The organism is Algorimicrobium bowmanii (assembly GCF_054031195.1).
In genome coordinates, this window is sequence record NZ_CM132929.1 from 1,092,501 (window position 1) to 1,106,635 (window position 14,135).

At 32.4% G+C, this 14,135-nt stretch carries 10 protein-coding genes and 1 tRNA gene (1 of these 11 only partly in view); 9 read left to right on the top strand and 2 right to left on the bottom strand.

Annotation, left to right across the window (positions count from 1 at the left end):
* Window positions 1–2,785, bottom strand: the 5' portion of a protein-coding gene (locus tag ACW5R3_RS04855; RefSeq protein ID WP_456578486.1) for a PAS domain S-box protein. It extends 245 nt beyond the left edge of the window; the window shows 2,785 of its 3,030 coding nt (coding positions 1–2,785); its start codon is at window positions 2,783–2,785; the stop codon falls past the left edge of the window.
* A gap of 274 nt (window positions 2,786–3,059) precedes the next feature.
* On the opposite strand from ACW5R3_RS04855, the gene ACW5R3_RS04860 reads away from it, so the two are divergent.
* On the top strand, window positions 3,060–5,492 hold the full coding sequence (locus ACW5R3_RS04860; RefSeq protein ID WP_456578487.1) for a helix-turn-helix domain-containing protein: 2,433 nt from the start codon (window positions 3,060–3,062) through the stop codon (window positions 5,490–5,492).
* Window positions 5,493–5,545: 53 nt separating this feature from the next.
* Here the strand turns inward: ACW5R3_RS04860 and ACW5R3_RS04865 are convergent, their stop codons facing one another.
* A complete protein-coding gene (locus tag ACW5R3_RS04865) occupies window positions 5,546–6,688 on the bottom strand; it encodes an acyl-CoA dehydrogenase (protein WP_456578488.1) in 1,143 nt (380 codons plus the stop codon).
* 92 nt (window positions 6,689–6,780) lie between these two features.
* Between ACW5R3_RS04865 and ACW5R3_RS04870 the strand changes: the two genes are divergently transcribed.
* The 8 genes from ACW5R3_RS04870 to ACW5R3_RS04905 all read left to right on the top strand — a co-directional run bounded on the left by ACW5R3_RS04870 (window position 6,781) and on the right by ACW5R3_RS04905 (window position 13,981).
* Entirely contained in the window at window positions 6,781–7,836 is a 1,056-nt protein-coding gene (locus ACW5R3_RS04870; protein ID WP_456578489.1) for an anhydro-N-acetylmuramic acid kinase, read from the top strand.
* 92 nt (window positions 7,837–7,928) lie between these two features.
* Window positions 7,929–9,155, top strand: a complete 1,227-nt coding sequence (locus ACW5R3_RS04875) for a Glu/Leu/Phe/Val dehydrogenase dimerization domain-containing protein (protein WP_456578490.1) — start codon at window positions 7,929–7,931, stop codon at window positions 9,153–9,155.
* An 11-nt stretch (window positions 9,156–9,166) separates the two neighbouring features.
* Window positions 9,167–10,561: a sodium:proton antiporter NhaD gene (nhaD, locus tag ACW5R3_RS04880; protein WP_456578491.1), complete on the top strand. Its 1,395-nt coding sequence runs from the start codon at window positions 9,167–9,169 to the stop codon at window positions 10,559–10,561.
* A gap of 50 nt (window positions 10,562–10,611) precedes the next feature.
* Entirely contained in the window at window positions 10,612–11,313 is a 702-nt protein-coding gene (locus ACW5R3_RS04885) for a MotA/TolQ/ExbB proton channel family protein (protein ID WP_456578492.1), read from the top strand.
* A gap of 1 nt (window position 11,314) precedes the next feature.
* Window positions 11,315–11,707 (top strand): ExbD/TolR family protein, encoded by a 393-nt coding sequence (locus ACW5R3_RS04890; RefSeq protein ID WP_456578493.1) that lies wholly within the window; start codon window positions 11,315–11,317, stop codon window positions 11,705–11,707.
* Between the two features lie 12 nt (window positions 11,708–11,719).
* Window positions 11,720–12,622, top strand: coding sequence for an energy transducer TonB (locus tag ACW5R3_RS04895; protein ID WP_456578494.1), 903 nt, complete (start codon window positions 11,720–11,722; stop codon window positions 12,620–12,622).
* A gap of 3 nt (window positions 12,623–12,625) precedes the next feature.
* Window positions 12,626–13,843: a bifunctional folylpolyglutamate synthase/dihydrofolate synthase gene (locus ACW5R3_RS04900; RefSeq protein WP_456578495.1), complete on the top strand. Its 1,218-nt coding sequence runs from the start codon at window positions 12,626–12,628 to the stop codon at window positions 13,841–13,843.
* A 63-nt stretch (window positions 13,844–13,906) separates the two neighbouring features.
* Window positions 13,907–13,981: transfer RNA gene (locus ACW5R3_RS04905), tRNA-Val, on the top strand.
* Window positions 13,982–14,135: the final 154 nt, after the last annotated feature.

Here is a 14,135-nt window from a genome sequence, read left to right on the forward strand (position 1 = left end):
CGCTTGTAATATTTATTATTGCTGCTTTGTTGGGATTCCTGTATTTAATAGCGTTGTTTATTATATTTAGAATACTATTTTCTAAGTATTCTGGTATAACAAGTACTTTTAAATTTTCATCTACCGATATAGTTGGTATACAATTAATGTCCTTAAGTGACGATTTAAAATTTTCAATAGCTTTAAGAACATATGGTTGTAAATTCACTGCTATTAATTTTTCGTCTAATTTTGTGTTTATTTCAACAATCTCACTCAGGTAATTAACTGTCTCACTCATATTGTTAGCAGCTGTTTCCATGTGTTGAAATATTTCATTATCTATTAGGTCCGGATTTTTATCTTTTCCAATATCTAATAACATGTTAATATTACTGGTATGAGATCGTAAATTATGTGAAACGATATGTGAAAAGTCTACCAGACGCTTGTTATGTTCTTTTAAACTTTCGTTTAATAGTTTGTTTTCTGTTACATCAATTAATTGAGCAACGACATGTGTGAATTCACCTTTATCATTTTTAACAGCTGCTACTGTAGCATTTGCCCAAATTATAGATCCATTTTTAGTTATATAGCGTTTGTCAAAATTTTTACCATCTATTTTTCCTGAAGTTAATGATTCTAGAAATTCAGATGTAAAAGCTAAATCTTTATCAAATGTAATATTATAAATACTCATTTCTTTCAATTCTGTTTCTGAGTACTTAAGCATACTACACAAACTTGGGTTAGCCATTTGAATCTTTCCGTTGCTACTTATTATAGCCATTCCTGTTTTAGAATGTTTGAATGTCGTTCTAAATTGTTCTTCTTTAAGTTTTATTTGTAGTTCAGCTTTTTTAATAGCGTCTATGTCCTGAAAAAAACCATACAATTTCTGACATTTTCCATTTTTATATTCAGATATACCTATTGTTCTTGCCCATTTTACACCTTTATGTTTGGTGTTTACTTGTAAATTAACGTCGTAATTTATCCCTTTTGTTATTGCATTACTAACAAGGTTTGAAATTTTAGTTCGGTCTTTTCCTTCTTTAAAGATAGAAATAGCATCGTCTAAATTAGGTTCGTAATTTGGAGGAACTCCCATTAGTTTCTTAATGGTATCACTCCAATATACTTCATCTTTATTTAAATCGTATTCCCAAATACCTATTTGTGCTGCTTCGTTAACACTCTCTAATAAATGTGAATTATGTTTTAAAAGTGATTCATTATTCTTACGCTCCGTAATATCATTTATTTGAGATATAAAATACATAGGATTCCCATCATTATCCTTTACAATAGTTACTGATAGTAATCCAAACATTACACTACCATCTTTACGGATGTATTTTTTTTCTAGTTGATAGCTTTCTATTTTATTGTTTAAAATATCTTGTACACATTGTAGGTCTTTTTCTAGGTAATCTGGGTGTGTAACATCTTGATATTTTAATTTTTTTATTTCTTTGCTTGTATAGCCAAGCATTTTGCATAGGCTTGTATTGACATTTAAAAAATTACCTTCTAAACCAACTAAGCACATGCCATTGTGGGCATATTTGAAAATTCTTTTGAACTGTTCTTCTTTTTGAGATAGGTTCTCGTTGACAGTTACTTGTTCGTTAATATCTTGTAAGAAACCATAAATTGTAACAGGGTCATCATCTGTATATTTTAATTTTCCAATAATGTTAACCCATAAGACGTTTCCTTTTTTAGTTTTAATTTGTAATGTATGCTTAAATGGCTTACCGGTTTTAAAGGTATTTGCCATATTCTCTTTTCTTATGGTTTCATCTTCTTCATTAATAATGAACTCTGATAAACCAGGGATAGATGGTTCATAATCATCATCTATTTCTATAATTTTTTTAATAGTAGAACACCAATAGAACGTATTTGTTTTTATGTTGTATTCCCAAGCACCAATTTTAGCAATTTCATTAACTTCTTCTAGTAATTTTTTTTGATGGTTAAGTTCTATTTCATTTTGTTTAATGTTCGTAATGTCATAATGCGATCCTGCAATCCATTTGGCTTTACCGTCCAGAGAGTAGCTTGTAACTTTTCCTCTTGAAAATACCCAAACCCAATTGCCATTTCGGTGTTTCATTCGAAACTGACAAGCGTAAAAATCGGTTTTACCGCTTATATGATCTTCAAATAATTGTTCTGCTATTTTACAATCGTCAGGATGTGTATATTTTTTCCAAGTTTCGGTAGTTATAACACCTAAATCTTCAAGACTATATCCTATTATTTCTGCCCAACGATTATTTAAAATTACTTCTTCAGTTTCGATGTTATGTTCCCAAGAACCAAAATAAGCCCCATCAATAACTTGCTCAAAACGATTTATTCTTAATGCTTGCTTATTTTCGGTTTTCTTATATTTCGTTATATCATTGTAAGCAATGAGAAGCGTGTTTGTTAATTTTTCTGGTGTTTCTACAATAAAACCTGTACAACTTACCCATACTAAATCTTTATTCTGATTATATATTTTTAACTCTTCCTTAAAGGTGTGGTTTTTATTTAATTGGGCTTTTTGAATATGCTGTTTGATAAGCGCTAAACTATCTATATATAGAAAGTCTTCCCAGTTTAATGATTTAGAAGTAACCGTATTAGAATTAAGGCCTATAAGTTTTAAAAAATTAGAATCGGTGGTAACCGTGTTTATAGTACTGAGGTTACAAAAAGTTACACCATCTGAACTTTTGGATACTAAAGAATAAGCAAACGTGATAGGCGATTGAATGGAAGTCTCCAATTCATGATTTGGGTTTTGCATGAATATTGTGCAATTAATTAGTTTAGGGGATTTAAATTTACTCTATTTTTTCTCTAACTAAAATTTATGCACATAAATTTTACTCTTATATGGAGCTTTTACGGGAAAACCGTAATTGTTTGTAGGGATTTACACATATTTAATAAGTAAACGGCATTTTTATCAGGCTTGTTTTATTTGTTTTTGCCTCATGTCGTGAATAGCTTTTATATTAGTTTATATAGGTTATAAGTATTTTGTAATTTTATAGACTAGACATTTATATATTATTCTTTTGAAAAATAATCCAGAATTAGAGTTAGCATGGCAGTTTGTAAATGAAACTGATAGAAACCTATTTTTAACAGGAAAAGCAGGTACTGGTAAAACAACTTTCCTTCATAAATTAAAAAATGAATCGCTAAAAAGAACAGTTATTGTAGCACCAACAGGTGTTGCAGCTATTAACGCTAAAGGTGTTACTATTCATTCTTTTTTTCAATTACCATTTGGGCCTATTTTACCTGATACCGACACGCGTTCTAATCAAGGCTTTAATAGAAAATTTGGTAAAACAAAAATCAATATTATTAAATCTATGGATTTATTAGTTATTGATGAGATTAGTATGGTTCGTGCTGATTTACTTGATGGAATAGATAAAACCTTACGACGCTTTAGAAACAAAAATAAAATATTTGGTGGCGTTCAAATTTTAATGATTGGTGACCTACAACAATTATCGCCCGTTATTAAAGATCATGAATGGTCTCTATTAAAAAAATACTACAAAAATGGGTTCTTTTTTAGTAGTCATGCCTATCAGCAATGTATGCCTATATCTATTGAGCTAAAGCATATATACAGGCAAGAAAACCCTGAATTCATTACTATTTTAAATGAAATTAGAAATAATAAACTTTCGTTAGAATCGGAAGCTATTCTTAACAAACGCTATCAACCAGATTTTAGCCCAAGTCCTGATGCGGGGTATATCCAATTAACCACTCATAATAATCGTGCAGAACAAACCAATCAATTAGAACTAGAATCTATTAACCACAAGGCTAAGACATATAAAGCAGAAATAACAGGTAAATTTCCTGAACATGCTTATCCAAATAAGGTTGAATTATCTCTTAAAGTAGGGGCGCAAGTGATGTTTATTAAAAATGATAGCTTGCAGGAAAAACGCTATTTTAATGGTAAGATAGGTAAAGTAGTAAGCCTAAATTTTAATGAAGTTGTTGTTCGTTGTCCGGATGATGATTTCGATATTGTTACGACACCCGAAACTTGGGATAATATTAATTATAGCGTAAATAAAGAAACAAAAGCAATTATAGAAGATAAAATAGGCTCTTTTATACAGTTGCCACTGCGTTTAGCTTGGGCTATTACTATACATAAAAGTCAAGGTTTAACTTTTGAAAAAGCAATTATTGATGCTCAAGGAGCTTTTGCTCATGGACAAACGTATGTTGCATTAAGTCGTTGTAAATCTTTAGAAGGTTTAGTTTTAAAGAGTAAGATTACCTCTCAGCAAATTATTAGTGATGGACATGTTTTATCGTTTAATGAAACGGCTAATAATAACCAACCTGATAATCAGGTTTTAGAAGAGTCAAAGAAGCATTTTCAGTTAGGATTGATTAACGAGGTGTTTTATTTCTATGATTTCCTTTATCCTCTTAATCGCATATTAGATATATATTATAAAAATAGAGGTAGTCTTGAGGGCCAGATAGAAAACCCCATAATGGCAATAAAGACAATGGTTACTAGTTTTTTAAAAATAAGTGCTGGTTTTAATAGTCAATTAATGTCACTTGCAGCTAAAGAATCCATGCCTGAAACGAGTTCTATAATTCAGGAGCGGTTTAAAAAGGCTATTTTTTATTTTAAAACTGAATTTGATTCCAAATTAATTCCTGAATTTAAAAATTTTAAATTTACAACAGATAACCAGGCAATAGAATCCGACCTTCTCAAGAATAGTAATGTTATTGAAACGCTAATAGACACTAAAACACTTTATTTTAATGAACTTAAGGATGGTTTTAAAACTCGACCATTTCTAGATTTACGAGCTAAAGCCGTATTTCTTGCAAAAGAAAAACCTAAAAAATCTAAAAAAACCATAATTGATGGCACCACAAATGTGGAACTTTTTGAGCTTTTAAGAGTTTTAAGAAATGAGATAGCTCAAGAAAAAGACTTGATTCATTACCAAGTGTTTACTCAAAAGGCACTTTATGCTATTTGTGAAACACTACCAACTACAGAAAAGGAATTACTTGAAATAGATGGGATGGGAAAAGTTCGAGTTGAAAAATATGGTCGTGCCATTTTAGAGGTTATTGAAACGTTTTGTGATGATAATGATATTGCTTTTGAAAGTCAAGCATCTGCTTTTAAAGGTGAAACGAAGCAAACGAAAAAGATTGACACGAAGTTACAGTCCTATAATCTTTTTAAGTCAGGGAAAAGTATAGCAGAAATAGCCGATGAACGCGAGTTAAATGAAAATACTATTTTTGGTCATTTGGTTACGTTTATCCCTACGGGCGAAATAAAGCCTACCGATTTAATGCCAGAAACACACTTTAAGGAACTAAAGGAATTGATACCTAATAAAACATTTGAAAACCTATCTGATTTAAAACATCAATTAGATGATAAGTATAGTTATGGCGAAATACGTTTAGTTTTAGAAACTCTTAAATAAAAAAATCCCAATGCATGCATTGGGATTTTTTTATACTATTATGTAAAAGGTTATTAATCTTTTAATACACCTCTTGAAATTACTATTTTTTGAATTTCAGAAGTTCCTTCATAAATCTGAGTAATTTTAGCATCACGCATTAAACGCTCTACATGGTATTCTTTCACAAATCCATTTCCTCCATGAATTTGTACTGCTTCTACAGTAGTATCCATGGCAACTTTACTTGCATATAATTTAGCCATAGCACTAGACATATCATAGTTATTACCTTGGTCTTTATCCCATGCAGATTTCATAACTAACATTCTAGCAGCTTCAATTTCAGTAGCCATATCAGCTAATTTAAAAGCAATAGCTTGGTGGTTGCAAATTTCAGTACCAAAAGCTTTACGTTCTTTAGAGTATTTTTTAGCTAACTCGTAAGCTCCAGAAGCGATACCTAAAGCTTGAGCAGCAATACCAATTCGTCCACCAGAAAGTGTTTTCATAGCAAATTTAAATCCGAAGCCATCTTCACCTATTCTATTTTCTTTAGGAACTTTTACGTCATTGAATTGTAATGTATGTGTATCACTACCACGAATTCCTAACTTATCTTCTTTAGGTCCAACATCAAAACCAGGCATCCCTTTTTCAACTATAAAGGCGTTGATACCACGATGTCCTTTATCTTTATCTGTTTGAGCAATAACTAAATAAACATCAGCTCTTCCACCACTTGTAATCCAGTTTTTAGTACCATTTAATAGGTAATGGTCTCCCATATCTATAGCAGTAGTTTTTTGTGAGGTAGCATCACTACCAGCTTCTGGTTCACTTAAACAGAAAGCACCAACAAATTCACCTGTTGCTAATTTGGTTAAATATTTTTGTTTTTGTTCTTCACTAGCATAGCTTTCAAGGCCATAACACACCAATGAATTATTCACCGATACTATTACAGAAGCCGAGGCATCAATTTTGGAAAGTTCTTCCATAATAAGAACGTAAGAGATAGCATCCATACCACTTCCGCCGTATTGTGGGTCTACCATAATACCTAAGAAACCAAGATCTCCCATTTTTTTTACTAATTCTTGTGGGAATTCTTGTTTGTTGTCACGCTCTATAACGCCTGGTAGTAATTCTGTTTGTGCAAAATCGCGCGCTGCGTCGCGAATCATGATATGTTCTTCTGTAAGCGTAAAATCCATAATAATTTATTATTGTTGATTTGATAAAAAATGATGGCAAAGATAATGTTTTAGTAGCATTTTTTCAATAATGATTAGTATTTTTACATCATATGATAAAATCTACCTATAATGTTTTGGGTGTTATGTCGGGAACATCACTAGATGGTGTTGATTTGGCACATATTGAATTCAGCTATAATAAAGTCTGGAGCTACAGTTTTAAAGGTTGTAAAACAATACCTTATACTAAGGAATGGATAAAAAAGCTTAAAATGCTCGTGGCCGTTTCTCCTGAAGAATTACAACTTATTGACCAAGACTATACTTTATATTTAGCTTCTTTAATTAATCAGTTTTTAGATGAGCAGCAAATTTATAACCTAGATTTTATTAGTTCTCATGGTCATACAGCTTTACATCAACCTGAAAATGGTCTGACTATTCAAATAGGCAATAGAAAAAACTTGGCACAATTAACTAACCACACCGTTGTTTGCGATTTTAGAGTTCAAGACGTGCTACTCGGAGGACAAGGTGCTCCATTAGTGCCTATAGGAGATAAGTTGCTTTTTTCAAATTATGATTACTGTTTAAACTTAGGAGGTTTTGCAAATATTTCGACCGATAAATCTGACAAGCGCATAGCTTTTGATATCTGTCCAGTAAATATCGTATTAAATCATTATGTAACTCACTTAGGATTGGAATATGATGATGCCGGAAAAATAGCTGCGTCCGGAACTTGTAATGTAAGTTTATTACAAGCGTTAAATAATTTGAGTTTTTATAAAAAACAAGCTCCTAAATCTTTAGGGTTAGAATGGGTTGGAAATTATATATTCCCACTCATAGACAGTTATAATCTGTCTGTTCCCAATATATTAAGAACATTTATAGCGCATGTTGTCGAGCAAATTGGTAAGCAGGTTACTACAGGTAGACTACTAATTACTGGAGGTGGTGCTTATAATTCATTTTTAATAGAAGAATTGAAAAAGCAAATTGCTGTCGAAATCATCATTCCTAGTAGCGATCTTCTAGAATATAAAGAAGCTTTAATTTTTGGATTATTAGGTGTTTTAAAGTTTCAAAATAAGGTAAATTGTTTAGCTAGTGTAACAGGTGCAAAACACAATCATAGTTCCGGTAAAATATATAAGGTATAAAATTATTGTAAAATTAATATTTACCGATTTATTGTTTTTTATATTTGTTGACAAATAAAGAAAATCTTACCAGTTAAAATAAGAATATAATAATGAAAGAATTACTTCAAAAGTACGAAAATAAAGAGCCTGAAATTGTTTTTAATTGGAAAGATCCAGAAACAGAAGCTGAAGGTTGGACTGTAATAAATTCTTTACGTGGTGGTGCTGCTGGTGGCGGAACACGTATGCGTAAAGGCTTAGATGTTAATGAAGTTTTATCATTAGCAAAAACAATGGAAGTTAAGTTTACCGTTTCTGGCCCTGCTATTGGTGGTGCTAAATCGGGTATTAATTTTGATCCTCAAGATCCAAGAAAAAAGGGCGTTCTAGAACGTTGGTATAAAGCGGTATCTCCGTTATTAAAGAGTTATTATGGTACTGGTGGTGATTTAAATGTTGATGAAATTCATGAAGTTATTCCAATTACTGAGCAAAGTGGTGTTTGGCATCCTCAAGAAGGGGTTTTTGAAGGGCACTTTAAACCAACTCAAGCCGATAAAATAAACCGTATTGGTCAATTAAGACAGGGTGTTGTTAAGGTAATTGAAAACCCAAATTATTCTCCAAGTGTTGCTCAAAAATATACAGTAGCAGATATGATTACAGGTTTTGGTGTAGCTGAAGCTGTTAAACATTATTATGATATTTTTGGCGGTTCTGTTGTTGGAAAACGTGTTGTTGTTCAAGGTTTTGGGAATGTAGGAGCAGCAGCTGCTTTTTATATTTCTAAAATGGGAGCTAAAGTAGTTGGTATTATAGATATTGCTGGTGGTTTAATTCGTGAAGAAGGCTTTACTTTTGAAGAAATTAATAACCTGTTTTTAGATAAAACTGATAATACTTTAAAAGCCGAAAACTTAATTCCGTTTGCAGAAATGAATGAAAAAGTTTGGGGTTTAGAAACTGAAATATTCTTACCATGTGCTGCTTCTCGTTTAATTACACAAGCACAAATTGATACCATGATTGAAAGTGGATTAGAAGTTATTTCTTGTGGAGCTAATGTACCGTTTGCTGATAAAGAAATTTTCTTCGGACCAATTATGGAACACACCGATGAGCGTGTTAGTTTAATACCTGATTTTATTTCTAACTGTGGTATGGCTCGTGTTTTTGCTTATTTTATGGAGCGTCGCGTTCAAATGACCGATGAATCTATTTTTGAAGATACTTCTGAAATTATCAAGACAGCTTTAGAGAATGTGTATAAGCAAAACAGTTCAAAACAAGAATTAAGTAAAACAGCCTTTGAAATAGCTTTAGGCCAATTAGTGTAATAAAATAAAATATGGAGTCAATAATTATTGGTGTATTTGTTATCGGTTATTTAGCAATCACCCTTGAACATAATTTAAAAATTGATAAGCTTATTCCTGCTTTAGTTATGATGGCTATATCTTGGGCCTTAATAGCTTTGGGTATAGATAATTTTCCACAATGGTTCGATTCAGGAAAACATTTATTATTAGATAATTTTGGACTGTTAGAGCATGAAGAGAAAATGCACTTAATGGAGGAAACTCTATTACATCATTTAGGTAAAACAGCTGAAATTTTAGTGTTCCTTTTAGGGGCTATGACTATTGTTGAAATTATAGATTATTTTGATGGATTTGCAACCATTAAAGGTTTTATAAAAACTAAAAATAAAGGTCAGATTCTATGGATATTTGCTTTTTTAGCTTTCATTTTATCAGCCATTATTGATAACCTAACAGCTACTATCGTTTTAATATCAATACTTCAGAAACTAATTTACGATCGCGATGTTAGAATATGGTATGCAGGTTTAATCATTATTGCAGCAAATGCAGGAGGAGCGTGGTCTCCTATTGGTGATGTTACTACTACTATGTTATGGATTGGTAAGAAAGTAACAAGTGGTCATCTATTTGTATACTTATTCATACCATCATTACTATGTATGGTTGTTCCAACTTTTATCGCATCATTTTTACCTGCTTTTAAAGGTACAATTGAAAATGACGAAGATGGAGAAGATAAGCCTAAGAGTAAATACAGTGCTATTATGTTGTATTTAGGGTTAGGAGGAATTATTTCTGTACCAATTTTTAAAACGGTGACTCATTTGCCACCGTATGTAGGAATGATGTTAGCATTAGGTATTGTGGCTATTTTTGCTGAAGTTTATAGTAATAGAAAATTTGCCATGTCGTTTGATACAGATGAAACAGCAGATCATGAAGGGCATCATAGTCCAGTACATAAATCCTTATCTAAAATCGAGCTTCCAAGTATCCTATTCTTTTTAGGTATTTTAATGGCAGTAGCTGCTTTAGAATCCTTAGGTATTTTATTTGGTTTTGCCTCTTCTTTACAAGACAATATGCCAATGTTAGGAACCGAGTTACACCATGCAGGTGTTTCTGATTTAGTTGTTTTACTAATGGGAGTTGGTTCAGCAGTTATTGATAATGTGCCATTGGTGGCAGCAAGTTTAGGTATGTTTTCAGAGCCAATAGATAATGAGTTATGGCACTTTATAGCTTACGCTGCAGGTACAGGAGGAAGTATGTTAATTATAGGTTCGGCAGCAGGTGTTGTTGCTATGGGAATGGAAAAAATAGATTTTTTCTGGTACCTTAAAAAAATAGCTTGGTTAGCATTAATTGGATTTTTAGTTGGAGCTGTAGCCTTTATGTTTACAAGAACTATTTTCTAATATAATTTTATTCAATTTATTACGTTATTTAATTTAAGAGTCAAAACCATATGATGAATACAACGATACAAGCTGCACAAGATAACGCAGAGATACTTACAGAAGGTGAGCCAGTTGAAAAAACATTATCTATTATAGAGTTAATTAGTAGTGGAGGAGTTGCAGGTCAAATAATAATAGCCTTACTTTTTATACTATTAGTAGTAGCTTGTTACATTTACTTTGAACGATTATTTGCTATTAAAGCAGCATCAAAAATTGATGGTAATTTTATGAATCAAATAAAAGATCATGTTAGTAATGGACGCATAGATGCAGCACAGTTATTATGTGCCCAAGTAAACTCTCCAGTATCACGATTAATCAATAAAGGAATCTCAAGAATAGGGAAACCATTAGAGGATATTAATACAGCTATTGAAAACGCTGGTCGTTTAGAAATTTATGGTTTAGAAAAAAATGTCAGCATTTTAGCTACAATTTCAGGTGCTGCTCCTATGATTGGCTTTTTAGGAACCGTAGTAGGAATGATTTTAGCCATTTTTGAATTAGCAAATGCTGGTGGAACTATCCAAATGGATGTTTTAGCTAGTGGTTTATATACTGCTATGACAACAACTGTAGCTGGTTTAATAGTAGGTATTGTAGCTTATATAAGTTATAACCACTTGGTTGTTAAAACAAATAAGGTTGTGTATCAAATGGAAGCAAATTCATTAGAGTTTTTAGATCACCTAAACGAACCTATTTAATATGAACATACGAGGAAGAAATAAAGTAACCCCCGAGTTCAATATGTCGTCTATGACGGATATTGTTTTCCTATTACTTATATTTTTTATGATAGCATCTACTTTGGTAACAACTAGCGCTATAGATATCTTACTGCCAAGTGCTAATGGTAAAACAGAGAATAAAAAATCTGTAGCTGTTAGTATCACTAAAGATCTTAGGTATTACATTGATGAAAAATTAGTAGGTGAAAGTATGTTAGAAGGTGAATTATTAAATGCCTTATCTAGCCAAGAAAAGCCAACAGTTGTCTTACGAGCAGAGAAAACAGTACCTGTTGATAATGTTGTAAAAGTCATGGATATTGCTAATAGGAACAAAATTAAGGTCATTTTAGCAGTTAAACCTAACTAGGTTATAAATTATATGAAGTTTTTAGAAACCAAACACGAACGAAATTCAGCCAAGATTACAACATTAATTGTTTTAATCTTGGTTTTACTATTGTTTGTGGTTGGTCCACCTTATATGGATCCTCCTGAAGAATACGGTGTAGCTGTAAATTTCGGTAACTCTGCTGTGGGTAGTGGTAATATTCAACCTACAGAACCGGTTAAATCAGAACCTAAAAACATACAACGCCCACCTGAAGAAGCTATTAGTGAGCCAGTAGAAACAAAACCTACTGCTGCTTCATCAGAACAAGCACAAGCAGAAGAGGTTGTTACACAAGAAAACGAAGAAGCATTAGCTATCGAGAAAAAGAAAGAAGCTGAAGCTAAAGCGAAAGCCAAAGAAGAAGCTGAAGCTAAGGCAAAGGCGGAAGCAGAAGCAGCTGAGAAAGCTAAAGCGGAAGCAGCTCAAAAAGCTAAAGAGCAAGCTGAAAAAGAGGCTAAAAAGAAAAAACTAGACGCTTTAATTGGTGGTGTTAGTCAGTCTGAAGGTACTGTATCCGGTAGTGAAGGTGACGATAATACAGCAGGAGATAAAGGTCAATTAGATGGAGATCCTTATGCCGCTAGTTATTTTGGAGATCCTGGATCTGGAAGCGGCGGTGTTGGTTACGGACTGAATGGTAGAGGTAAAGCATCTTATCAAAAACTTAAACAAGACTGTAATGAGTCTGGAATGGTAATCGTGAAAATTATTGTTAACCGCTCTGGTCAAGTTGTTGAAGCAACCCCAGGAGTTAAAGGAACTACAAATACAGCTGAATGTTTATTAGAACCTGCAAAAAAAATAGCCTTATCTCATAAATGGCGTCCCGACTCCAATGCACCAGTTAAACAAGTTGGGTTTGTAAAAGTAAATTTCAATTTAGGTCAATAATTCATGACATATCAAGATACTTTAAATTGGATGTTCTCAAAACTTCCAATGTATCAAAGGCAAGGAAAGAGCGCCTTTAAAGCAAACTTAGATAACGCGATAGGTTTTGCTAACTATTTAAATAATTCTCAAAATACGTTTAAGAGTATCCATGTTGGCGGTACTAACGGAAAAGGATCTACAAGTAGTATGTTGGCATCCGTGCTTCAAGAGGCAGGGTATAAGGTCGGTTTATTTACATCACCGCACTTAAAAGACTATCGCGAGCGTATTCGTATAAACGGTCAGATGATTAGTGAGGATTTTGTAATATCCTTTATTGATCGCCATAAAATCTACTTAGAAAAAACTAATTTATCATTCTTTGAAATGACCACGGGAATGGCTTTTCAATATTTTTCTGAAGCTAAAGTTGATGTTGCTATTATAGAGGTAGGATTAGGAGGCAGGTTAGATTCATCGAATATCATATTACCTGAACTTTCTATAATAACCAATATAGGTTTAGATCATACTCAGTTTTTAGGAACTACACTAAAGCAAATAGCTTTTGAAAAAGCTGGTATTATAAAAAAACGAATACCAGTTATAATTGGAAGAACACAAGCTGAAACGAAACCAGTGTTCATAGAGCAAGCGTCTAACTTAGATGCGCCTATTTTTTTTGCAGATGAGAATGAAACCAAGAGATACCATTCAGATTTAGAAGGTGCATATCAGAAGGAAAATATTGCAACAGTTATACAAGCCCTTGATGTTCTAAATAATGACCTATTTAAAATTACAGAGGAACAAATTATAAACGGTTTGAAAAAAGTACGTTTCAATACAGGGTTTCAAGGTAGATGGCAAGTTTTACAATCAAAACCATTTATTGTTTGTGATACAGCTCATAATGAAGATGGATTAAAATTGGTGATGCAGCAGCTATTAGAATTGGAATATGAAACGCTACACATTGTTTTTGGAGTGGTAAACGATAAAGATGTAGAGTCTATTTTACCTTTATTACCTAAAAATGCCACTTATTACTTCTGCAAACCAAATGTGCCACGCGGATTAGACGAAAAAAAATTAAAAAATATTTTTTTAGAGCATAATTTTAATGGTTTTTCATACAGCAGTGTAAATGAAGCGTTTAAGGCTTCAAAAAAGGCTTCAAAAGACACTGATATTATCTATATTGGAGGTAGTACCTTTGTTGTTGCAGAAATAATTTAAATTTTTTTTAAAAAATGTTTTGAGAAGTAAAAAAGTATACTATCTTTGCAGTCCGATTACGAAGGGTGATTAGCTCAGTTGGTTCAGAGCACCTCGTTTACACCGAGGGGGTCGGGGGTTCGAATCCCTCATCACCCACAAAAATTAAGGTCTGTTTTTAACAGACCTTTTTTTATTTTATACCGTTTCTCAATGGTTTTAAAAAACACTTTTCATGTCTCATTAAAAACTTTAATGAACTGGCCTTTTTAAATGTTTTAAGAACTGATTATTCTATTGGTTAAAGAAGGTG